The sequence below is a fragment of the Pseudanabaena sp. lw0831 genome (assembly GCF_016584665.1).
GTDB lineage: Bacteria > Cyanobacteriota > Cyanobacteriia > Pseudanabaenales > Pseudanabaenaceae > Pseudanabaena.
The window spans coordinates 1-22,710 of the sequence record NZ_BBJB01000063.1 but is presented as its reverse complement, the minus strand read 5'-3'; the positions used below and the strand labels follow the sequence as shown (position 1 = coordinate 22,710).

The 22,710-nt window shown below is 41.4% G+C and carries 22 protein-coding genes; 10 read left to right on the top strand and 12 right to left on the bottom strand.

Going from position 1 to position 22,710, the window contains the following annotated elements:
* Positions 1-62 precede the first annotated feature (62 nt).
* The 10 genes from APA_RS12475 to APA_RS12430 form a co-directional block, all read right to left on the bottom strand.
* The gene (locus APA_RS12475) at positions 63-269 is read right to left on the bottom strand and encodes a chlorophyll a/b-binding protein (protein ID WP_374101358.1); all 207 of its coding nucleotides are present in this window, start codon (positions 267-269) and stop codon (positions 63-65) included.
* A gap of 195 nt (positions 270-464) precedes the next feature.
* Positions 465-1,202: a hypothetical protein gene (locus APA_RS12470; RefSeq protein WP_201322597.1), complete on the bottom strand. Its 738-nt coding sequence runs from the start codon at positions 1,200-1,202 to the stop codon at positions 465-467.
* Positions 1,203-1,413: 211 nt separating this feature from the next.
* Positions 1,414-3,135: an HAD-IIB family hydrolase gene (locus APA_RS12465; RefSeq protein WP_201322596.1), complete on the bottom strand. Its 1,722-nt coding sequence runs from the start codon at positions 3,133-3,135 to the stop codon at positions 1,414-1,416.
* 512 nt (positions 3,136-3,647) lie between these two features.
* A complete protein-coding gene (locus tag APA_RS12460) occupies positions 3,648-5,054 on the bottom strand; it encodes a PRC-barrel domain-containing protein (RefSeq protein WP_201322595.1) in 1,407 nt (468 codons plus the stop codon).
* A 32-nt stretch (positions 5,055-5,086) separates the two neighbouring features.
* The gene (locus APA_RS12455) at positions 5,087-5,278 is read right to left on the bottom strand and encodes a hypothetical protein (protein WP_201322594.1); all 192 of its coding nucleotides are present in this window, start codon (positions 5,276-5,278) and stop codon (positions 5,087-5,089) included.
* Between the two features lie 242 nt (positions 5,279-5,520).
* Positions 5,521-5,985: a hypothetical protein gene (locus APA_RS12450; protein WP_201322593.1), complete on the bottom strand. Its 465-nt coding sequence runs from the start codon at positions 5,983-5,985 to the stop codon at positions 5,521-5,523.
* Positions 5,986-6,064: 79 nt separating this feature from the next.
* The gene (locus tag APA_RS12445) at positions 6,065-6,550 is read right to left on the bottom strand and encodes a DUF1269 domain-containing protein (RefSeq protein WP_201322592.1); all 486 of its coding nucleotides are present in this window, start codon (positions 6,548-6,550) and stop codon (positions 6,065-6,067) included.
* A 114-nt stretch (positions 6,551-6,664) separates the two neighbouring features.
* Positions 6,665-7,147, bottom strand: coding sequence for a hypothetical protein (locus tag APA_RS12440; protein ID WP_201322591.1), 483 nt, complete (start codon positions 7,145-7,147; stop codon positions 6,665-6,667).
* A gap of 423 nt (positions 7,148-7,570) precedes the next feature.
* Complete coding sequence (locus APA_RS12435) at positions 7,571-8,023, bottom strand: BON domain-containing protein (protein ID WP_201322590.1); 453 nt, start codon at positions 8,021-8,023, stop codon at positions 7,571-7,573.
* Between the two features lie 186 nt (positions 8,024-8,209).
* Entirely contained in the window at positions 8,210-8,797 is a 588-nt protein-coding gene (locus APA_RS12430) for a general stress protein (RefSeq protein ID WP_201322589.1), read from the bottom strand.
* 736 nt (positions 8,798-9,533) lie between these two features.
* Between APA_RS12430 and APA_RS12425 the strand changes: the two genes are divergently transcribed.
* The 8 genes from APA_RS12425 (at position 9,534) to APA_RS12390 (ending at position 17,439) form a co-directional block, all read left to right on the top strand.
* On the top strand, positions 9,534-9,992 hold the full coding sequence (locus APA_RS12425; protein ID WP_201322588.1) for a YtxH domain-containing protein: 459 nt from the start codon (positions 9,534-9,536) through the stop codon (positions 9,990-9,992).
* 189 nt (positions 9,993-10,181) lie between these two features.
* Positions 10,182-10,427 (top strand): GlsB/YeaQ/YmgE family stress response membrane protein, encoded by a 246-nt coding sequence (locus tag APA_RS12420; RefSeq protein WP_201322587.1) that lies wholly within the window; start codon positions 10,182-10,184, stop codon positions 10,425-10,427.
* A gap of 164 nt (positions 10,428-10,591) precedes the next feature.
* Positions 10,592-11,104 carry a hypothetical protein gene (locus tag APA_RS12415; protein WP_201322586.1) on the top strand — a complete coding sequence of 171 codons (513 nt, stop codon included), beginning with the start codon at positions 10,592-10,594 and terminating at the stop codon, positions 11,102-11,104.
* Between the two features lie 434 nt (positions 11,105-11,538).
* Positions 11,539-12,576: a hemerythrin domain-containing protein gene (locus APA_RS12410; RefSeq protein WP_201322585.1), complete on the top strand. Its 1,038-nt coding sequence runs from the start codon at positions 11,539-11,541 to the stop codon at positions 12,574-12,576.
* 135 nt (positions 12,577-12,711) lie between these two features.
* Positions 12,712-12,891, top strand: coding sequence for a hypothetical protein (locus tag APA_RS12405; RefSeq protein ID WP_201322584.1), 180 nt, complete (start codon positions 12,712-12,714; stop codon positions 12,889-12,891).
* A gap of 544 nt (positions 12,892-13,435) precedes the next feature.
* Positions 13,436-15,760, top strand: coding sequence for an NACHT domain-containing NTPase (locus tag APA_RS12400; protein WP_201322583.1), 2,325 nt, complete (start codon positions 13,436-13,438; stop codon positions 15,758-15,760).
* Positions 15,761-16,337: 577 nt separating this feature from the next.
* Positions 16,338-16,814 (top strand): hypothetical protein, encoded by a 477-nt coding sequence (locus APA_RS12395; protein WP_201322582.1) that lies wholly within the window; start codon positions 16,338-16,340, stop codon positions 16,812-16,814.
* A 130-nt stretch (positions 16,815-16,944) separates the two neighbouring features.
* On the top strand, positions 16,945-17,439 hold the full coding sequence (locus APA_RS12390) for a hypothetical protein (RefSeq protein ID WP_201322581.1): 495 nt from the start codon (positions 16,945-16,947) through the stop codon (positions 17,437-17,439).
* A 96-nt stretch (positions 17,440-17,535) separates the two neighbouring features.
* Here the strand turns inward: APA_RS12390 and APA_RS12385 are convergent, their stop codons facing one another.
* Positions 17,536-19,041: an AAA family ATPase gene (locus APA_RS12385; protein ID WP_201322580.1), complete on the bottom strand. Its 1,506-nt coding sequence runs from the start codon at positions 19,039-19,041 to the stop codon at positions 17,536-17,538.
* Positions 19,042-19,118: 77 nt separating this feature from the next.
* Here APA_RS12385 and APA_RS12380 point away from each other — a divergent pair, with 77 nt between their 5' ends.
* On the top strand, positions 19,119-19,682 hold the full coding sequence (locus tag APA_RS12380) for a Uma2 family endonuclease (protein WP_201322579.1): 564 nt from the start codon (positions 19,119-19,121) through the stop codon (positions 19,680-19,682).
* Between the two features lie 18 nt (positions 19,683-19,700).
* Here APA_RS12380 and APA_RS12375 read toward each other — a convergent pair whose 3' ends face one another.
* On the bottom strand, positions 19,701-20,264 hold the full coding sequence (locus APA_RS12375; RefSeq protein ID WP_201322578.1) for a Uma2 family endonuclease: 564 nt from the start codon (positions 20,262-20,264) through the stop codon (positions 19,701-19,703).
* A gap of 494 nt (positions 20,265-20,758) precedes the next feature.
* On the opposite strand from APA_RS12375, the gene speA reads away from it, so the two are divergent.
* The gene (gene speA / locus APA_RS12370) at positions 20,759-22,684 is read left to right on the top strand and encodes a biosynthetic arginine decarboxylase (RefSeq protein WP_201322577.1); all 1,926 of its coding nucleotides are present in this window, start codon (positions 20,759-20,761) and stop codon (positions 22,682-22,684) included.
* The last annotated feature ends 26 nt before the right edge of the window (positions 22,685-22,710 follow it).

Here is a 22,710-nt window from a genome sequence, read left to right as displayed (position 1 = left end):
TTCCAGATTTTGAGAGGGAGATCCCCCTCATTTCTATGATTCCTTTTTACGATGAAACCAGTCTATGAAACTGGAGTTACGCCTGATGACAGCACACCCCAAAAGTGCAGAACACCTTGATGGGTAAACAATTCAATGGCGATCGCAGATATGAAGCCGATCATAGCAAGACGACCGTTCCAAAGTTCTGCTTGAGGGGTAAATCCTGAAATCCAAGCATTACGCATCATTACTTCGGCGGCTTCAGATTGTGGCGTGTTAGTTTGCATAGTAGTTTCTCCAAAAATTAAAATCTGTTTAGTCTCACAACTTCACATAGAATGACATCCTTATGGTGGAAATCATGTTGCAGAATAGCCAACAACGTATACTCTGTATGAATACCTCTCAAATGTTAATCGTAGCAACTTGCAAGTGAGCATATTCTCATTTTGTCGTAGACAATAGGACTGTACTTGCAAAGTTCAAAAGTTATAGCCAATACCAACCAAAATACCCAAATCAGTTGTACGCAAAAAGGCTAGATTTGCTGCCACATTAATTGTGAATGTGGATGATAGAGGAATGTCAATACCTCCCGTAATTAATAAACCTACACTACTGTTAGAACCAGTATTAATTGCAACTCCACCACCTAGATAGGGAGAGAACTGAAAATCTCCAAAAGGCTGTTGAGGTGCAAAATCATAAGTTACAGGAAGTAGAATGGTAGCAAAGTCTCTCAGTATTAGAACAGTTGGACGCACTGATATAACTTCAGTCAATCCAAGTTTGCTAATAAGTGCAAAGCTTGTACCGCCTAAATCACTTCCACCAGTTAATCCGAAGTTTGCGCCACCCCCTAAATAGCTGGGACCTGAACGAGTAGACCTAAATATGCGGTTGCCATTACTATCAGTCGGAGGGGTGATTTGAGAAATGAAGTTGTCAGATCTCTTAAGAATGCCTAAATTGCGTTGAGGTACAGTTGTCAGTTCTGCTACTGTTGAAACTTTCCCTTCTGGTAATTGAATGGTACTTTCAGCAGTCTTTAAACTTGTTGAGGGTGATATAGATTTAGGAATTTCTTTCTTATTGAGTGTACTCAAACAGACCCATCCACATGGAGATGAATTTGATGAATTGGTTGTTTGCGCCTCTACTCCAGTAACAGAATTACCAATCATTAATAGAGCGATACCAGCGAAAAGATTAAATTTCATAGATTTTTTCTTTGCAAATCATTGAATTCTCTAATCTCTAACTTGACATACCCATGTTTGATATCGTGAATGAGTTGATTGATTACAGATAAAGTTTAATAGCAGCTTAAGGATTGGGACTGGGGATCGCCTAAATAAGTACTTGGGCAAACTAAATTACCCAAACCCGTAAAGTTGCGCCCCGCAGGGGCGCAACTTTACGGGTTTGGGTTTAAGCGGGTAAGGTATATCGGTTCTCGATCGCAGATTTAATCCGATCTCGACTATCCGCAGGTGAAAGATCTGTAGTTGTTTCAATCTCACTGACTTCTTTTGCTAAGGATTCGTCTTTAATTGAATTTTGGAGCCAATTTGAGTAATCATGCAAATGTAGATGATGTAACCAAGTGCGATCGTCAACTCCAGCCGCTAATTGGATAAACATATTGAGATTCTGGGCTTTGAGATTTAGCTGGTTATTTTCACCTCTAAAAAAGAAACAGCGATCGCTGCCCAAATTACCTTCAGCATAGGTTCGCATATGCCGTTGACGTTCTTGCAAGGGTAGAATTACTTCAAATTTAAATGGCTGCTCTTCGGTGTTGAGAAGCCAAGCTACTCCCGATCCTGATGCAAGTTCTGAAGGTAGCTGAGCGTTCGGTAGCTGATGTCCTATGGCATTACAAAAATTGGTAAATGTTTGCATTGGTGACTTTACGGCAATCAGCGTATCAATTAGGGATAATGCCGAAGTTGCTACATGTTCGGGATGAACTGTAACCATCAAAATACCATTAACAGATTGTGGCAAAGTTACTGCTGCGTCCCAAGAGGTTGGGAACATATGATGTACTTCATCAATAACGATCCAATGGGGTCTACCTGTCCGCACCCGCATTTCTAATAGTGAAGGTAGTAGTTGTGCTAAAAATAAAGGGCGATCGTCGATTTTTACTCCCATTAAATTAACGATTAGGTTCTGTTCTGGCTTACTCAATGCTGTCAAAACTTCTGCTGAACTAGGAATCTGCTGAGCGTTTCCTAATACGACTGTCTGTTCAAATTTTTGATAGTCACCTTCAGGATCGATAATGCAAACCTGATAGCCTTTATCGATAAATCTCTCGATCAATCCAGTCGCTAAAGTTGATTTGCCGCCGCCAGAGATACCCGCTAACAAAATATTGCGATTAAGTGGCTGAATATAGACATCGCGATCGCCATCAAGTTTACCTAATATGATGCGATGACGATCTGGCAAAATTGAGGATTCTCGGAGATCTTCAGTCAGATCTAAAGTTAATAACCTCTCGATTAATTCAACTACACCATCGCCTCGACTTGATTGAGTCACCCAATCCACTTCGCTCTTTACTGATGGTAAGGCATTAGATACGGCTACAGAAAACTCACATAATTTCAGGAAGGCAAGATCGTTCTCAGCATCTCCAACCGCTACTGTATTACGGACAGACAATTCCATTTTGCTTAATGCTTCACTTAAACCCGAAGCTTTGTTGACTCCAGCTGGCAAAACCATCACTGCACCTTTGTTAAAGATTACTTGCAGATCTAGTCCCAGTTCTCTAATTGTAGTCAGTACTTCGTTTTCGTTGGGTTCCCATGTTGCCACGATTACTTTGCCGATGGATAGGGGATTGATATTACGCGATCGCAAAGCCTGCACAAATTTTTCAGGAGGTAAACTACCTAGCAATAACTCTTCGCGAGTTGCAGGGAAGTAGATTACGGCTCCATTTTCAGCTACGACACAATCAAATAAATCGACTTCGGGGAATATCTTCCAAATATCTTCTAACTGTCTTCCTGTAACTAAAATCAGCTTCCGTCCAGCCTTTTGTAATCGCTTGAGTGCATCTAGCGTTGTCTCTGATACTTTTCCATCCTTCGCTAAGGTTCCATCGTAATCTGTAGCTAATATTAAATAGTGCATAAGTTTTAAATAAGTACTTGTACAAAATAAATTACTCAAGGTTGTAAGGTTACAGATCCCTTACCCTTAGCTCCTCTCCCGCAGGAGCTACCGTGCACACACAAGTCAATTTGTCTTCGTTTCGATTTATCTAAGCCCCCTAAATCCCCCAATTCTGGGGGACTTTGAAAGACAGTTCTTTTCTTGTTCCCCCAGAATTGGGGGCTAGGGGGCGATTAATTGTTGACTTAGCTAGGTTTATGACTTGTGTGTACACCGTAGCCCGCAGGAGAGGGGAATAAGAAAATGATTGGGGTTTCTTCCCCTTCTCTTGCGGGAGAAAGGGTTGGGGGATGAGGGCAGATTTTCGCTCGATGTAAGAACTCATTTAAGAATTGTCTAGATCCCCCCAGCCCCCCTTAAAAAGGGGGGAGAATTTAAATTCTTCCCCCTTTTTAAGGGGGATTGAGGGGGATCTCTTAGGGCTTTTGAGCACAGAAAGTAATTCTTAAATGGTTTCTAAGGTAATTAATTTAATTTAAAGCTGCTTTACCAGATTCAGGAGCGCGTAATTCATCTAGAGAAAGCTTTGGTGTCTGAGTATAAACTGAGTCCAATAGAACTTCTAAGACATCAGCATCACGAGAAATGGCGATCGCTTGATGTGTAATTAATTCCCCAACATTGAGAATCACCTCATCATTGCGATCGAGAATCACACGAGTTACAGGACGACCCAAAGCACCTTTAATTCTTTTATCCTCATATGCTTGAGTACCATGATCTTGGAGATTGCTGGCAGTTTCTTTCACCTGCTCCCATAATCCCTTAGCTCCGTCCTTAACCTGTTGTCCAACATTAGATCCTGTAACTCGCAAAGCATCACCAGTGGTTAACCCAACTGCCTCTAATAGCGCTTGTTCTTGATGATGAGTCTTGGCTCTTTCAATTACTCTCGGAGTTACAATTTGACCTTCTACAGCAACAACCGAGCCTTCAGTTGTGAAAATCATCTTGTTTACACGCCGACCCTGCGCCTGCTCAAGACCAATATTTGCGCTCATACCTGTCACTACACCAGTCAGTTTTTCTCCTAACTTAGCAGTGGCATTTCCTCCTGCTGAATGATAGAGATCGTTGGTCATATTAAGGTTCCGAGCAGCCAAGATATGTGATGAAGTCACAATCTGTCCTTCATGAATTAAAGTTATGCCATCAGTAGTTTCTACAGTTTTTTGAGCAACTTTTCCTAATACAAAAATTTCTTGTTCTTCAGGATCAACAACAGCATTAGTAAAGCTAGTACCTGCAAATGTCGTCGCTTCTTGAAACTTCTCTCCTGTAAATTGAACAGCTTCTTGAGCCTTTTCTCCTGTAAGTTGCGCCATTTCCTGCACTTTTCCGCTTGCAGTTTGCATAGCGCCTCTAATTCCGCCTACTTGCTCTTGCATCAAGTCAGCAGTTTCAGAAGGCACAAAGGCTATATCTTCGCCAATCTTGAGGGTGTCAGGAGCAGGAACAAAGGAGCGTCCAGAGTAGGCATCAGCGAAGATGCCACCAGACACTTCATATCCTTCGATCGCTCCACTAGTATCGTCAAAGTAAAGGTCAACCATTGTCCCCAAATCACGCCCATCAAGAGTCATGATTCTCGTGCCTTTCAAGGTATTATCTCTTTCTAAAATGTTTTGAATCTGCGGGAATTCACTGGCAGAATCTATCGCATCTCTGGATGCAACAATTACAGCATCAGCTCCGATCGCCTGAACATTAGTTAAAGGTAATACCAACGCATCACTAAACCAACCACTCTCATCAACAAGAAACCCTAATAATTGATTACTCTCTTGATCAAAAACCAAGTCCACAATTGTCTTAAATTCTTCCCCAGAGTCATAGGCGACTATAGGTTTGCCAATCATTCCTTTACCATTGCGCATTTCATTCTCCTAAAACTTGATGAAAGTCAACCTTAATTAATCGGTCTAGAGGTCTTTATGGGTTGGTTAGTAGAATCACTCTTTACTTCAGCATCTTTCCCAAAATTAGGAGCGAAATCAATTACTCCAAAGTATTCTAATGCTACAACTCCAGCAGCAGCAATAAGCATTGCTAAACCAGTATATAAAGCAGAGTTGTTTTTCTTTCCTACAAGTCTAGGCATATATTCTCTCTTAAGTAATAGTATACAAACAGAAAAATTTAAAATTTCTCTGTTTATATACTATTGCTGAAGAATGTTTGGTTTCTTGATTGAATTGATTGAATTGATTTACTATGCAATAAAGTGTTACAAAATCTACTTCCATCTATGCTTGTAAGTACTTTCACAAAATAAATTACGCAAACCCGTAGAGTTGCGCCCCGAAGGGGCGCAACTCTACGGGTTTGCGTCTGATCGCAGTCTTAAATACATCCTTCAACGGAAACACTGTAGGTATTGCCGATCGCATTGAGTCCACCCACAAATACATTGACTTGAAAAGGATTGCTAGACGATTGTGGTACACCCATTAGTCTTAGCGGTTGACCAACCTTAACTGCTACATTATCTTTTTTATAAGCCCGACTAGAACTGCGATCGCGATACTTTAAGCTTAGCTCTACATCATAGTTAGCATTGTTTTCAGGAACAATAGTTGCCTCATAACTATTAAAAGAGCGATCGCTAGGTACAGAGAAATCTGTATTCCAATTATTACTGGTTACCAATGTGCTAAAAGGAGAAACAGTTTTTTTTACAGTCGTGCCAGTGTCTCCGATTACATTAAGAGGATAACATTCGTCTGCTTGAGCGGAGGATACAAAAGATAAACTTAGAAGCAATCCAAAAACAACTAAGAGCTTTAGTTCAAATGATTTTAGAAACATATAACCTTCTTGAATTATTTAAATTCTAAATAGTATTAGGCTGTATACGGTCGGCGCTTTACGCCGACCATTCTAGGAGTTATGATTTTGTGAGAACGGCTTTTAGCTTTGCCTCATCTTCATTTGATAGAGAAGTCCTCAGAACTTTGCCTTCAAATCTGCTGAGATCTTCCAGTACTTTGTCAGGAGTAGCTCTCCTGACTAACACAAAAATTGCTGAAGTACTAGGCTCAATAGTACTGCCTACTTCTCGGATAAAGTTGTCATCAATCCCAATGTCTGTCAATGCACCAGAAATCCCACCTGCGATCGCACCTACAGCCCAACCCAAGAGAGGATTAAAAAAGATGAAGCCAAATAGCAGTCCCCAAAATCCTCCACTTAATGCTCCCGCAGCAGTTAGTTCTTGAGTCTGTTTAATCTTTACTTTTCCATCTTTATTTCTGATCACGATCGCTGCATCTTCTAAATCAATCAGATGCTCTTTTTGCAGCTTTCGTAGTTCTAGTATAACCTCGTCAGCCGTGAACTCATCTTTAAATCCAACAGCAATTAGACTACTCATATATTTCTCCAGACTATGATTTTTCTTCTATCTACAGCGTTTTAGAGATAGGGGCAAATCATGAATTGCCCCTATCTCTAACGCAGGTATTTGATACTTAAACCCTAAACAAGATTAGGATTTAACTTTGTTTTTGATCGCTTTAGCAGTGTCAGAAGCTTTCCCAGTCAATGATTTGAGAGCGTCTCCTGTCTTGTCTTTGATATAGCTCGCTGCATCACCAGCCTTATCTAAGGTGCTGTCTTTTGCAGAGTTAATGTTGTTTCCAGCTTTGTTAAAAGCCTTTTCTGCTTGCTTCACTACAGGTGGGGTATCTTCATTTGAGCTTCGCTTCATTTTGTCAAAATCAGAGGTTCCTTGAATTTCATTTAAACCTTGATTCGATGAATCGTCAGACGTGTATTCTGGATTAGTATCGTATGTACTACCCTTTACCGCATCTTCAGCTTTCTTCTGGATGTTAGGCATAGTCAGATTGTCAGTGATTTGATCTGGAGCATTTTGAGCTGCGATCGCAGGATTGACACTAGCAAATGCGATTAATCCACAGACAACGACCATGACCACAAAGCGCTTTAAAAATTGTACAATTTTCATAGAATTTCCTCATGATTTAATTGATAATTGGAACTTGGTTCCTGCAAACACTATTGCAAACCGATGTTTGATTTGTTGAATGAGTTGATTGATTCTGAAATAAAATGTAATAGCAGATTAGCGAAGATTTGCCTTCATCCTCTTCTCTCAGAGCGGGAGAAGGGGAGCAACAGCAATTTATTCAAGTTTTCTTGCTCCCCTCTCTCCTTGGGATCTGCCGTGTACTCGCAACTAAAGAAATTTTCAAATCTCATTAATTACCCCTCCCTAGCCCTCCCCTTGCAAAGGGGAGGGAACTAAATTTCTAGTTTTCCCCCTTTGCAAGGGGGAATTAAAGGGGGTTTTGAGACTTGTATGTAACGTTAGCTTGCCTTGGGAGAGTGGCTAGGGGTGAGGGGCTTAGAAACTTCTGCGTAAGGTGAATTACTTAGATGCAACCACAGCCTTAATCGTGACAGTCTTAACTCCCTTGATCTCCATTGCCAAACTTTTGACTTTATCAAGGTCATTTAGTGAAGGAACGGTTCCTGATACGACAACATTTGCATCCTTAGACTCTACAGTCAAATTACCTTTAGGGATATTTGCCTCTAGCTTACTCCGAACTTCGCTAGCAAGATCGCTATCTGGTCGTTTGGTCGTGTCACCCATTGCATCATTGCGTTGTTCGCGAGCGCGAATATCAGCATCCAATTGTTTTTTGCGAGTTTCACTTTGAGCATCACTCATAGCTGCTTGAGTGTTTTGTGGTGCGGCAGTAGGGCTGATAGTGCTACTAGGAGCAGGAGCTTCAGAGGTAGTTCGTGCATCAGAGCAAGCTACTACTGTAACTAAGAGAAAATTAGTTAGTAGTAAAGAAGCAATTTTTGTATTCATGGAAGAAATTCCTCAATTTATTAGTACTTAATCATAATAAAAATCTAAAGTCAGAGCCTGTAACGCCCGCGCAGCGGGCGGCACAGGCTTCTCCGTTTAAGGGTTGCTTAGGCTTAGCTACTTATCTTTGATAAAAATTTATGAATTCAGTAAGGGCAATTCATGAATTGCCCTTACTGAATTCATCTATCTCAAAGAGACTGCACCTGTTCTACTAGAAACATCAGCAGAATCATAAATACCCCATTCATGGATACCGTGACGTTGCAAAATTGCTTCGGCTTGATGAATCTCTTGCTCCGAACCATCAACCATCACCAAGCAATCTCCTTGATCTACGCGATCGCTATATATCTTGGCACGGTCTTTAGGAATGCCTAAGCCAACCAATCCGCCGATGAGTCCACCTGCGGCTGCGCCGATCGCACCACCCGTTAGCGCAGTAGCCAGAGTCGTAGCCACAGCGCCAGCCAACATCACTGGCCCAACTCCAGGAATAGCTACAAGTCCTAGCCCAACTAGTAGCCCCGTTAATCCTCCAACGGCAACACCTGATGCAGCACCTGTTGCAGCACCTTCACCCACTTTGTTGTCAAGATCGTTGAGATGCTGGACTTGCTTCTCAGCAGTAATATCAGAATTGCGATCGACATTATTCCCAATGATCGAAATTTGATCCATATTAAATCCACTGTCTCTCAATTCACCAAGAGCCGATTCAGCTTTTTGATGATTAGAAAATGTACCCGTAGCGCGCTTGTATTGTCCGATCATAATTTTCTACTCCGTTAAATCAATTAGTGGCTTAGTTTTACTTAAGAAAACATAGGCTTTACTAAAGTTATGTAAGTTGTTGGAATTAAATGTAGGATGGGTTAGCGATAGCGCAACCCATCATTGAGGTATAGTTGATGCGTTACGTTGCACTAAACGCATTCCACAAACAATTAAGACTTCCTAGTAACATCAAATCTATTAATAGATAGAGTTAATATTAGTAATTTACCTATGTGAATCTAGTCTCACACCTGCATGTCATAAATCATGTATAATCAGACATTAAAAAATGAACAAATTGTATAAGATGGTTTATTAGTACTTAAATTGTTACAACTAATACAGTTCTGTTCCTTTTGATCCATGTAGTAATTTCAAATCATTAGCTAAGAGAGTTTTTCTATACTAGGTAAGTAAGCTAGATTAAATATAAAACCCTAAAACCTATACTGTTCAATATATAGATGGCAATAGTTTTTGATATAGGTCTAAATTATGGTGAAACAATTAAATGATTATAGGCAATTGATGAATTGCCTATAATCATTAAGGATGAGATGCTTTTTTTGTTTTTGCTAAGCTTAAAAAAAATTAGATATTTGCATCGTAAAGATTTATTTTGTTTTAGTACAAATCATGCAACTTATACACTCTTCAAGCATGAGATCAAACAAATGCCTGTTAGCTTAGGAATTGACTACCGAGTTACAGACAAAACTTACAGGTGAAACAAATGACTAATATTTTAGACAGTGGCAACGCTAGTAACTTTAATAATCCAGTTACTGCCGTACTAAATGGTGTCAAGAAAGGACTCCTTTTCGCTTTTGGGTTCGCGCTAGTATTGATGTTGCAAGTGACATTCTTTAGTTCTGGGGCGATCGCATCTCCCTTGGCGAGCATTGGTAATCCGACGATTGCCGATACTTCTAAGGACTTTGCGAAAGAAGCTGGAAATCGCGCTAAGGACTTAGCCAAAAACGTGAAAGAAGGCACCAAGGAAAATATGGGCAAAGCTAAGGATATGGCTAAAGATGCCAAGAACAAAGTTGGTGATGGTGTTGAGAGAACCAAGGCAATGGCAGGCGATCGCGCTAATGAAGTTAAGGCAAATACCAAAGACCTATCTGATAAAGCTGGAAACAAGGTTGAAGAAGCAATTGACTCTGTCAAAAACTTCTTAGGTCAGTAACACAAAAGAACAAAATGGCTACGCCATTTTGTTCTTTTAAAACCCTTACTGGGTTTGGTTTTTAATTCACAAAAGTGTAACGACACTTTTGTGAATTGGTAGAAATTCGGTAACTAAGGATAGGTGAAGATCTTCGCCGCCTATCCTCTCATTCACAAATACTTGAAATAGATAAACGGAGAGAATCTCATGGAATTTATTTGGTTTATTTTGATCGGGCTAGTGGCTGGAGCTTTAGCTGGTCAAATAGTTCGAGGTGGTGGCTTTGGTGTAGTCGGCGATATTATTGTCGGGATTATCGGCGCATTGTTGGGCGGCTTCCTATTTAATACATTTGGTGTCTCTACAGGCGGTGGCTTGCTTGGCAGCTTGATCGTGGCAACCATTGGTGCGGTGGTTTTACTATATGGGATTCGCCTAGTTAGATCTGCTTAGAAGCTATTTACAGCAATATTTTTGTTAAAAGTACTGCAAAGCAGTACTTTTAACAAAAATATTGGTTCTGGATTCAGTGCAAAGCGTTGTAAGAATTACAGAAAGGCTTCCAATTTCAAGATTTTGGACAACTTGCAAACAAATTATTTATAGGACAAGTAAAAATGACTAATAGAACTGTAAACAGAGATGTCAATTCCACTGACCAAGGCGATGCGAATCTCGATCCACTTTCTGGAGAAGTAGGAGCGCATCCCCTCGGAACAGGTGTGGGAGCCGCAGGTGCTGGTACTGTAGCCACAGTCATCGGTGGCGCAGTTGGTGGACCAGTTGGTGCTGTAGTTGGTGCTGTCATCGGCTCAGTAGTTGGTGGTTTGGCTGGTAAGGATGTTGCCGAACAAGTTAATCCAACTTTTGAAGAAACCAATTGGCAGGAGACTTATACTTCTAGCTCCTATGCAGATTCAGATAGAACCTACGAAGATTATCAACCAGCCTACCGCACTGGCTATGAAGGCTACGATCGCTATGGTCATAGTGGTCGGACTTACAGCGAAGTTGAAACAGATTTGCAGCGCGATTATCAAACAAATCAGACTGGAAATTTACCTTGGGAACAAGCTAAACATGCAGTAAAAGATGCATGGGATCGCGCTGCTACCGCAATTCGTCGCTAAATCACGATGCATTTAGACCTAAGAGCCTGTGCTGCCCGATGTATCGGGCAGCACAGGCTCTTTTTTATTTTTTTAACTATGCTGATGTACTTACAGCGCTTTGCGCTGTAATAGTGGCAATTCATGAATTTTCATTACTAACTGATGTTATGTAGAACACAGATAATCCTAATGTTTCAATATCATCTTGGCAGAGGGCTTGGAGACCAAGCCCCAACAGTGTTAGAGGTAGGGGCTTGGTATCCAAGCCCTCTTTCTCAGATTCTATGTAACATGAGTTACTAGAAACAAAGTGTAATAGAACGAAAGTTCTATTACACTTTGTTTCGTAATGGTGCAAGTTAATCAAGTCACTCAAGTAGTTAGACATTCCGATGCCATGATTTTATAAAAGAGAAGTAAGAATCTTTTAACTACACAAAGGAGCAATCTAAATGTCAGTAACACTCGAAGATACCAAACGTACTGCCATCGCAGTCAAATTGGCAGATATGAAAGCTACTCAAAACTTGCTGATTGCAAATGAAAAGAGCTTAATCGCCGCCTGTCCCGATCGCGAAATCACTAATCGTTTAGAAGGATTTCTCAGAGACGACCAGAAAAACTTGGGTATCATCGATACTGTGATCGTTCAGTATGGAATTAAAGCTGAAGCTAAACCTAGTGTCCAGAGAGAGATTGAAGAAGTCGAGAGAATGATGGAAAATTCAGATCTCACTTTGTTTGATAAAGTGTCAAAGCATGAACTCCTCAAACACACTCAAGCGATGGCAGGAGTTCTAGTTCATAAGGCTGGTCAAGTAGTTGGTGCAGACATTGCTGTAGCGATCGCTCCCCTCAATGCGGTTAACTTTGAAAATCGTGGACATGAGGAGCAACTCAAAGGAATCATGGAATCTCTGAGTACGATGGAGCTAACGGGTAAGCCTTCTGACAGTGGACTGTGGTCAAGGGTGCAAGACACCATCGCCGCGCTAAGTGGTCTTACAGGCAGTCTCATCAATGGCAGCGATCATGAGATCGCTATTTGTGATTTGATTCGACTCGATCATACTAAGGTCTTTGCTCTGCTTTCTCAGATTAAAGCCACTGACGATCCTCAAAAGCTAGAGGAGTATTTTGGGCAGGTCTACCAAGACTTGAGCGCTCACTCTTCCGCCGAGGAGGAAGTTATCTATCCAGTTGTGCGTCCTTACTACAACGACATTCAGCATCTGTATGACGAACAAGCAGAAATGAAGCAAAAGCTTGAACAGATCAAAGCCATGAACTGCGAAGATACGGTGGCTTTTAAAGCTGCGGTAGATCTTTTGGCATCGGATGTCAATGCTCATATCAAAGAAGAAGAGGATGAAATGTTCCCCCGCATTAACGGTAGTTTTGGCGACGAACAACAGAAGCAACTGGCGACTGATTTTAAGACTGCCAAGAGCAAGATTCAAGATCATCGACTCGTTTCTGCTTCTCACTAGATTTTCTAGTTCTTGCATCAAACCATATAGCGATCCTAAATGAGATGTGAGAAAGACAAGGGGCTTAAGCCCCTTGTTATGGACTTTTACTTCTCACGATTTATTTAGGATTGCTATATTACAGGAGCGAAGATCATGATTAATTCTGAACGACCTTGGGAAACTTCTACAGAGCGACAAGTTATTGATGTTGGAGATTTCAGCGATCGCGTCCGTTGGGATGCTTTTTTGGGATTAGCAGCATCAACATCTTGTACAAGTGTATGTGTTAACAGTGTTCATACTCGCCACGTAAATTCTATAGGACTTACATAGCATAGCTATGCTATGAACATTCTTTTTAAGAACCCATTTAAGGATTACGTAACACCTAAAATCTCGTTTAAAGTTCTAGGTGTCTAGCCCCCTTAAATCCCCCAATTCTGGGAGACTTAAATATGGTTCCCCCCAGAATTGGGGGGCTAGGGGGCAAAAACTACAATTCTTAAATGGGTTCTAAGCCCTCAAAAGCCCAAAGATCGCAGAAAAAAAACACTAATATCTCTTTAAAGCGAGCTAAGAAGGGCGCGATCGCTATGCTGTTTATATTTATTTAAGATTTAAGTCCTAAAAAAAAGGGGGGACTGACGATCGCTTTTTATTGAAAATGTTTACGGTCAAACAATTACAAGTGTAATTTGCAAATCGCTTCTACCTATGCAAAACATGAATAGATAGTTAACTAAATACCAATTCGTGTTTTGTAGACGTATTGTTTGAATGTGATTAAATTATATGTATACATCTCAATCGTATATATGTTTTTTTGATTGCAATTTGTAGAACGTAAGCATTAAAAAGTGTTGGAGCTTATCGACCTATGGCTAAGCGATCACTGCAAACGTCGCCATCTGGAGCCAAAAAAGCTAAACAGCAATTTATCTCTAAAGGATGGACACAGGAGTATCTAGCTAACGAAGTAGGAATTAAAACAAGACAACCAATTTGGCGTTTTTTTGCGGGACAAGCAATTGAACGTTATACTTTTTTTGAGCTTTGTACAAGACTAGATTTGGATTGGCGAGATATTGCTCTCAATCCTCCATTAGACTACAACCATCTCACTGACAGCGATGAGACTAGTGATGATATAGCAACACTAGGAATAGATGCTTTAGTGCAAATAGTGCGATCGCAACGAATGGAAAAGATAGACCATCAATGCGGCATCCTGCAACTATTAGATATTAATCGTCCTGTTTCCATCGATCATATCTATATTGACCTGAATATTTTAGAGCAAATCTCCAGTCAGCAATGGTTAGAAGTCTCTGAAATTAAAAGCCTCAAGCCCGAAGATATCGATCGCTTCGGATTAGGTAAAATCACAGAAAGCCAAATTTCTGGTATGCAAGCAGTAGAAAAATTTAGTAAACTGCGAGTCTTAGGTGGACCTGGAGCTGGCAAGTCTACATTTCTCAAACATTTAGCAGTGCAATGTAACCGCGATCGGTTTAGTTCAGACAAAGTCCCTATCTTTATAGTGTTAAGAGACTTTGCCGAAAGCTGTCGAGATAGCCATCAAGCAGATTTATTAGAATATATCCATCAAGAGTTTCTCACCTCAGACATTTCCCAACCAGCGATCATTAAGAAGCTCCTGCATAGTGGTCGAGTTTTGCTCCTAATTGATGGTATAGATGAAGTCTGCCATGAAGATGAACATATTGTTTTAAATGAAATTCGTCGATTTTGCGACAAATTTCATCGAAATCAGTTTGTTGTGGCATGTCGCACGGCGGCTCAGAGGCTATCAATCAATGGATTCACTGATGTAGAGATTGCTCCCTTTACCGAAACCCAAATAGCTGCCTTTGCCCAGAAATGGTTTATCGAATTTAGCAGAACGAATGAATCAAAAGGGCTGACGAGTGCATCAGAGTTTATGGAAAATTTGGAATTACCAGAAAATTGGCGATTCCGACGACTGATTACCACGCCGCTATTTTTACATTTAGCCTGTTCCATATTCCAACGTCAAGATAAATTTCCCCTGAAGCAATCGGAATTTTATAAGCAAGGCATGGATCTGCTATTAGGAAAATGGGATGAAGCAAGAGGCATTGAACGGGATCAAATATATCAAGGTTTTTTGCTGCCGCAGAAGCTAAAGCTATTGAGTCAGATTGCCTCGGCAACCTTCGAGAAAGGTCAGTACTTTTTTGAAGAAGGCGTGATTGAGCAACATATCAGTGACTATATGCAAAATCTCCCTGACGCAAGTAACGACCCTGAAGAGATTCAACAGGCAAGTGCGGCAATACTTAGGGCGATCGAGTCTCAACATGGGCTTCTAGCCGAACGGGCACGCGGTATCTTCTCTTTCTCCTATTTGGCGTTACAAGAGTATTTCACGGCGCGAAAGATCGTCGCTAGTCATAATCTCCAATCATTAGGAGACTCTTTGCAGGGACTTGTAACCCATATGACCGATCCCTATTGGCGAGAAATCTTTTTGCTGACCGCAAGTATGCTCCGCAGTGCCGACGGATTAGTGGAGTTAATGAAGCTAGGAATTGATGCCATTGTCTCTGAAGATCCTTATCTGCAAGAGTTTTTGACTTGGGCAAACAATAAAGCAGAAAGCAATCCACCTGAATCTAAACCTGCTACAGAACGCGCCTTTTATTTGGCTTTATCCCGTACACCGCATCTTGTGCCTGATTTCGCTCTAGCCTGTACCTTAGATAAAGGTGCATTATTAGATGCGGCGTTAGATGACTTATTACAAGAATGCGCGTTAAATAAGAGCAAAGACTTTGCCAGTATACATTCCTGTAGCGATGCCCTGAGCAATATTTTAGGGATGGTGGTAGATTTAGGATTTCATAAATCGCTGCAACAACTTATCGATAAATTACCCAATAACGATCACAGTAAAAACAGCTTTGAGAAATGGTGCAAAAACAACTATGCAACTTGGGTAAAACAGCTTCAATCATCGATCGCGACCCATCGCGACATTAGTAATCAATGGAACTTTGATTCTAATCAGAAGCTAGTATTACAAAGCTATTACGATGCTAATCAGTTGCTGCTCGATTGCCTCAATAGTAATTGCGAAGTCACAACAAGTATTCGTAAAGAAATAGAAGCAAGTTTATTGTTGCCACAAAAAGAACTAGAAATCCGAGAATGGACGTAATGAAGAAAGATGTACCCACAGAGTATATCTTTCTTCATCACTGATGTTACGTGGAACCCTCATCCCCCAACCCCTTCTCTCGCAGGAGAAGGGGAGCAAAACCAATATTTTTTCTTATTCCCCTCTCCTGCGGGAGCTACCGTGTACACACAAGTCATAAAACCCAGTCATGTCAACAATTAATCGCCCCCTAGCCCCCAATTCTGGGGGAACAAGAAAATAAAATTCTTTCAAAGTCCCCCAGAATTGGGGGATTTAGGGGGCTTAGATAAATCGAAACGTAGACGGTTAGACTTGTGTGTACACGGTAGCCTGCGGGAGAGGGGCTAGGGGTGAGGGCTGTAGAAACTTCCACGTAACACCAGTTAATCACTTTTATAAGTTAGGACTTACGCAATAATTTCTTGCAAAACGCATTTCATCGTAGGGGCAATTCATGAATTGCCCCTACGATGAAATACATTTTGCGAAAGTCTCATAAGTTTTGCAATGAAGTCATTCAATTTCTTGATCTCAAACATCAAGTCAATCATTGCTTTGACAAAGTAGTTTATAGCAACCTTTAGGAGAAAATACCATGACTATATCAACTGAGCAAAAAACTAGACCTGACGAAATTAATGAGTCCCATGGTCAAACAGTCGATACTGAAGGTTTACTGAATAACTATGCGATCGAGCCAGAAATGTATGAAGAAGATGGCAGATCTCTATCTGAATTAATCAATAGGGTCACTGTGGTTGACATCTTTGATTCTGAAGAAGAAGCTAAAAGCGCTGTGTTGACAATGGAGCAAAAAGGGCTGCGAGTTACGAATATGTCGATCGTGGCTAAAAGCTATCAAGACCCTAAAAGCTCAATCAATTGGAAAACCATTACTAAGGAAGGTGGATTGACTGCGGTTTTAACCAAATTAGGAATTAGCAAGCAGTCGATTTCCAAATTCGTAGAAGGCGTTGACAATGGCAAGTTCTTGGTGATCGAGATTGGCAACGATCGCGAAGCTAGTCAAGTACAGCATGTCCTAGAAGAAGCTGGACATACCATGCAGTAAAGGCGGTGCATTAACCATAATTCGCGGGGGCAATTTATGAATTGCCCCTGCGAATTGTGGTTAATGCGTAAGTCCTAATGAATTAAGATTTCTATATTTCAATTCTAGATATTTAGGGAGAGAATTGACGATGATGCGAACTCAGTACAAAACTATTGATTCCGATCATGCTAGTAATTTGGGAATGGAGGCTGTCCACGCAGAAACTAGTGCAAGATGTTTAGACACAAGTGCGATCGCGTCAGAGATGTATGCAGAAAATGGCAATACCTCATCTCAATCAAAAAAAATATTTACTGTAGTAGATATTTTTTCTTCTAGGCTAGAAGCTAGAAAAGCCATATCGGAACTGCAACGGCAAGGCTTGCGCTCCTCTCAGATTGTCGTCATTGCTAAGAATTATCAAGAACACGAAAATTCAATAAACTGGGAATATATTGCTGCCGATAGCGGTTTACTAGATGTGTTAGCAGGATTAGGACTGGATATGTTTGCCGCTGCGCAATTTGAAGATGCAGTCAAAAATGGCAAGTTTTTAGTAGCAGCAATTGTTACCGATCATTCCGCTAGTCAGGCTCAATATCTTCTCGAAAACATTGGACATAGAGTTATCTCCGTTTATTAACTCACCTTACGCAGATAGAATTCCTGCGATAGCTGAGGTCTGGGGATGGCACGGGGGCGAAGCCCCTACAAACCCTTTGCTACAGGAGCTTAGTTTTTACTTGTTGAACACATTCTGTCTTGATGCAAGCCTTGCTTTACCTGAAGCAGCCCATTCTTGTAAAACTTGAATTTCCTGTTGAGCAGTTTGAGCCAGTGGCACGATTTGGCTAGCAGCTTCGAGGATATCATCGGTGGTAAAGTCGCGATTTTGACTGAAGCCAATATGCATTGCTTCAATAATACCCTGCTCGATTTCCGCACCAGAAAAATCTGGCGTTTCGTAGGCGAGGCGATCGATATCGTAGGCGCGAGTATTGTGAGGGCGGTACTTGCTTACATGCACCGAGAAAATCTGCGATCGCTCTTCTTGATTGGGTAAGCCCACAAAAAACACCTCATCAAATCTACCCTTTCGCAATAGTTCGGGCGGCAAGGTGCGAATATTATTCGCAGTCGCTACCACGAATACAGGTGAAGTCTTTTCTGCCATCCATGTGAGAAATGTACCGAATACGCGATTAGTCGTTCCCGAATCACCACGTCCATCAGTTCCCGCAAAAGCCTTGTCGATTTCATCAATCCACAATACACAGGGAGAAAGAGCTTCAGCAAGCTGAATCATTTGACGGGTGCGGGATTCGCTCTCACCGACTAAGCCTGCGAAGAGACGACCAACATCAAGGCGCAATAGTGGCAAATGCCAATGGTGAGAAATTGCTTTAGCTGTGAGGGATTTGCCAGTGCCTTGGATTCCTGCGAGAAGTAAACCGCGTGGATGTGGCAGTCCATACTTACGGGCGCGATCGCTAAAGGCACTACCCCGTCGCAAGAGCCATTCTTTGAGATTATCTAAACCGCCAATATCACTAATTTCTGTCGTCGATGGATAGAATTCTAAAATCTGAGTTTGGCGAATACTTTGGCGCTTTTCTTCAAGAATTAGTTCCACATCTTCAGGACGTAATCTGCCATTTTCTGCGATCGCCTTTGCTAATACGCGCCGCATTTTCTCAAGCGATAAGCCTTGTCCAGCGCGAACCAAATCGTCGATCGCTTGTTTGTCAAGTTGAATATCGCAAGTCGGATTGGCATAACTAACAGAACAAGCAATTTGATCGATTTCAGTTCTTAATTCATTAGGATTGGGAAGGGGGAATTCTAAAATCGAGAAAAATTCACTGAGGCTATCAGGAATATTAATCTGTGAGGCAATCACAATGATATTTTGGGCTTCGCTTTTGAGCCTACGGGCAAGATTTTTCAGCTTACGTGCGATCGCAACGTCGTCAAGAAAGCGATCGAAATCTCGCAATACAAACACCGCACCTTTGGGAATTTTATCGACAAATTCTAGAGCCTGCAAAGGATTACGCTTACCCATCCCTGCATCTGTGGGATTGGATTGATAACCATCGACAAAATCCCATACAAATATGCTGCGTCCTAGGGATTTTGCCACATTGGCAATTACGGCTTCGACTCGTTCTTCTTCTGCTGAAGGTATGTAAATCAAAGGATAGCGAGCGCGGAGTGTGAGATTTAAGTCAGCTTCAAAATTCATCGATCGGCAAGCCATAAAACGCTAGAATGTCTATAGCCTATAATCTAAAGCAAACTATAGCAACAATGGCAACAGCAATGGTTCAAACTCTCACTAAACCTTTGACCCTTACTGAGTTTCTTCAAATTCCTGAAACTAAGCCCGCTAGTGAATTTATTGATGGTGACATCATCCAGAAGCCAATGCCCCAAGGAAAACACAGTAGTTTGCAACTCGATCTTGGTTCTAGTATTAACCTCGCACTCAAGACTCAACGCATTGCTCGTGCTTACTCAGAATTGCGTTGTACCTTTGGTGGTAGGTCAATTATACCTGACATCTCAGTATTTATTTGGGAGCATATTCCTCGCGATCTAGATCGCAAAGTATCGAATCTTTTTGAGATCGCTCCAGACTGGACAATTGAAATCCTCTCTCCTGACCAAAGCCAAACTAAAGTTATTCGCAATATTATCCATTGCCTCAATCATGGCTCACAGATGGGCTGGTTAATCGACCCCAATGAAGAGATTGTATTTGTGTATTTCAGCGATCGCACATTAGCTATATTTGAAGATAAAAGTGACCTTTTGCCTATGCCAGCTTTTGCAGAAGGATTACAGCTTACAGTTGGTGAATTGTTTAGTTGGTTAGAAATGTAGCTATTTTTCGATTCGGGTTTAAATGCTCTGTATCACCTGATTCATAGTCAAGAAAATCTCAGGAAATAGATTAGAGACAATTGGTTCGTCTTGTTTATAAATTCTTTCGACATAAACTCCATGATCCAAAGCTAAAACTGAGAAAACACTCAATGTAAAATCAACGATCCAATATTCAGGAATGCCGAATTTTGCATATTCATCACGCTTTTCGATGGTATCAACAGAACGGCAGGTGGGACTAACAACTTCAACCACAAGCAAACAAGGTTCATATAGGATATCTGGCTGATTTCCCAAACTCTGCGACTGGGCGATCGTCATTACCAAAATGTCTGGACGACGAGTTCTGTAACCATTAAATATTTTTGTACTATTGACAGAAACGCAATATGGATAATGGGAGTTTTTAATTTCTGTTTGCAAGCAGAAAGCCAAAAACATCATCACAAGGTTATGAAGTCTAGTTGCTGGAGGCATTTCTACCAATTTTCCATGATCAAATTCAAAACGCCTTTCTGTGCTGTCATCATAAATCAGATATTGCTCAAAGGTGATGGGTCTGGTACTGGTGGTAGTCATTTAATTCCATCCTTACTTTCCGCAGAGATTGAAGATATATTATCCTAGATTTTACAGCAATTTCCGATCAAACGAACCACAAGAAATTTTTGAAAGTGTTGCAAAGCAACACTTTCAAAAATTTCTTGGTTCGGGTTTGAGCGCTAAGCGCTGTAACGCTCAAGATAAACAATCAAAACACAATGTTTCTGGACAAATCGTTGACCAGCTAACTTCTTTATCTCTGCTTATTGCTAGCTCTTGACACCAGCAATTCTCATTATAAAAATCGGTTTTTTGAAAGCACTCCTATGGCTTGCTTTCAAAAAACCGATTTTGGTGTTTCCAGCGCCGTAGGCGCTGGAAACACCAAAATCGGTTTCACAATGAGAATTGCTAGCTCTTGGCACAATTCATCTAGGATACTGTCGTTGATAGTGCTAAAGTTGATACGGTCAGCGCAAAGCGTAGCCTATTCCAGCATGTAGATCTAAGGTGTATAGGGTTTATTAACAATGTTGCAAGAGATTCAATTACCTGTTGTTGCAGATACGAAAAAGTGGACTATTCAAGATAGTGAAGCGCTTTATCGCATTAATGGCTGGGGGGAACCTTATTTCAGTATTAACGAGGCGGGTAATGTGACCGTCTCCCCCAAGGGCGATCGCGGTGGTTGCATTGACCTCTTTGATTTGGTTAACGATCTGAAGCAGAGAGGGTTGCGTCTGCCGATATTAGTGAGATTTTCGGATATCTTAGCCGATCGCATTGAGCGCATTAACTCTACATTTGCCAAGGCGATCGCCCGCTATAACTACAATGGCGTTTATCGTGGCGTTTTCCCTGTCAAAGTCAATCAGCAGCGTCAATTGGTTGAAGAAATTGCAAAATATGGTAAACCGTTTCAGTTTGGTCTAGAAGCAGGTTCTAAGCCTGAACTATTGATTGCTCTTGCCACTTTACGCACCCCAGGTTCTTTACTAATCTGCAATGGTTACAAAGATGCCGAATATATTGAGACGGCTTTACTAGCACGAAAGTTGGGACAAAATACGATCATTGTGATCGAGCAACTGGAAGAAGTAGAAATGATCATCCGCGCTGCAACTAAGCTGGGAATTGCGCCTGTGGTTGGCGTAAGAGCGAAACTGAGTGCCAAAGGGTTGGGACATTGGGAGGATTCGACAGGCGATCGCGCTAAGTTTGGTTTGAGCATGTGGGAAATTTTGGAAGCTGTAGAGCAATTGGAAGCTGCAAGTATGCTGGATTCGCTCAAGTTGTTGCACTTCCATATCGGCTCTCAAATTAGCAACATCAGCACCATCAAAGATGCTCTAAAGGAGGCGGGACAGATTTATGTGCAGCTTTCGGCTCTGGGTGCACCGATGGGACATCTCGATGTTGGTGGTGGTTTGGGAGTTGACTATGATGGTTCCAAAACTAATTTCTATGCGTCCAAAAACTATAGTATGCAGAACTATGCTTACGATATTGTCGCGGCGATTAAAGATGCTTGTGGAGAGAAAGGTGTGCCTGTGCCGACGCTCACTAGCGAGAGTGGTCGGGCGATCGCTTCGCATCAGTCAGTTTTAGTTTTTGATGTGGTTGGGATTAGCGGAATTCCTAATCAAGCAATTGAGCCACTAAAAGAAGATGAACATTTAATTATCCGCAATCTCTTCGAGACACTAGAAAACATCAATGAGAATAACTATCAAGAGATTTATCATGATGCTGTCCAGTTTAATCAAGAGGCGATCAGTCTATTTACCTTTGGCTATCTCACGCTCAGACAACGCGCCAGAGTTGAGCGACTGTTTTGGGAATGTTGCGATCGCATTCTCAAGGTAACTCGCAAACTGAACTATGTTCCCGATGATCTTGAAGATCTAGAGAAGGCGATGGCGCTGACTTACTATTGCAATTTCTCAGTATTTCAGTCTGCTCCCGATAGTTGGGCGATCGATCAACTGTTCCCCATTATGCCAATCCATCGACTGAATGAAGAACCGAACTGTCGCGGCACGATCGCCGATCTCACCTGTGACAGTGATGGCAAAATCGATCGTTTCATCGATTTGCGCGATGTTAAGTCCACTCTAGAGCTACATCCTTTCATTTCGGAAGAGCCTTATTTTCTGGCTTTGTTTCTCGGTGGAGCCTATCAAGAAATTCTTGGCGATTTGCATAATTTGTTTGGCGACACTGATGCAGTCCATATTCATGCAACTTCTGACGGTTATAAGGTTGAGCATGTAATCAAGGGTGACTCTATGACCGAGGTTCTAGAATATGTGCAGTACAATCGCGATGCGATGTTGGAAAATATTCGTCAAGAGACAGAACGCGCTCTTCAAGAGAAGCAAATTACTCTTGATGAAGCAAGGTTGTTTTTGCAAAAATACGAGCATTGCTTAAATGGTTACACCTATTTAAGCTAATCAAAACCCAAAACCGTTGTGGCGGG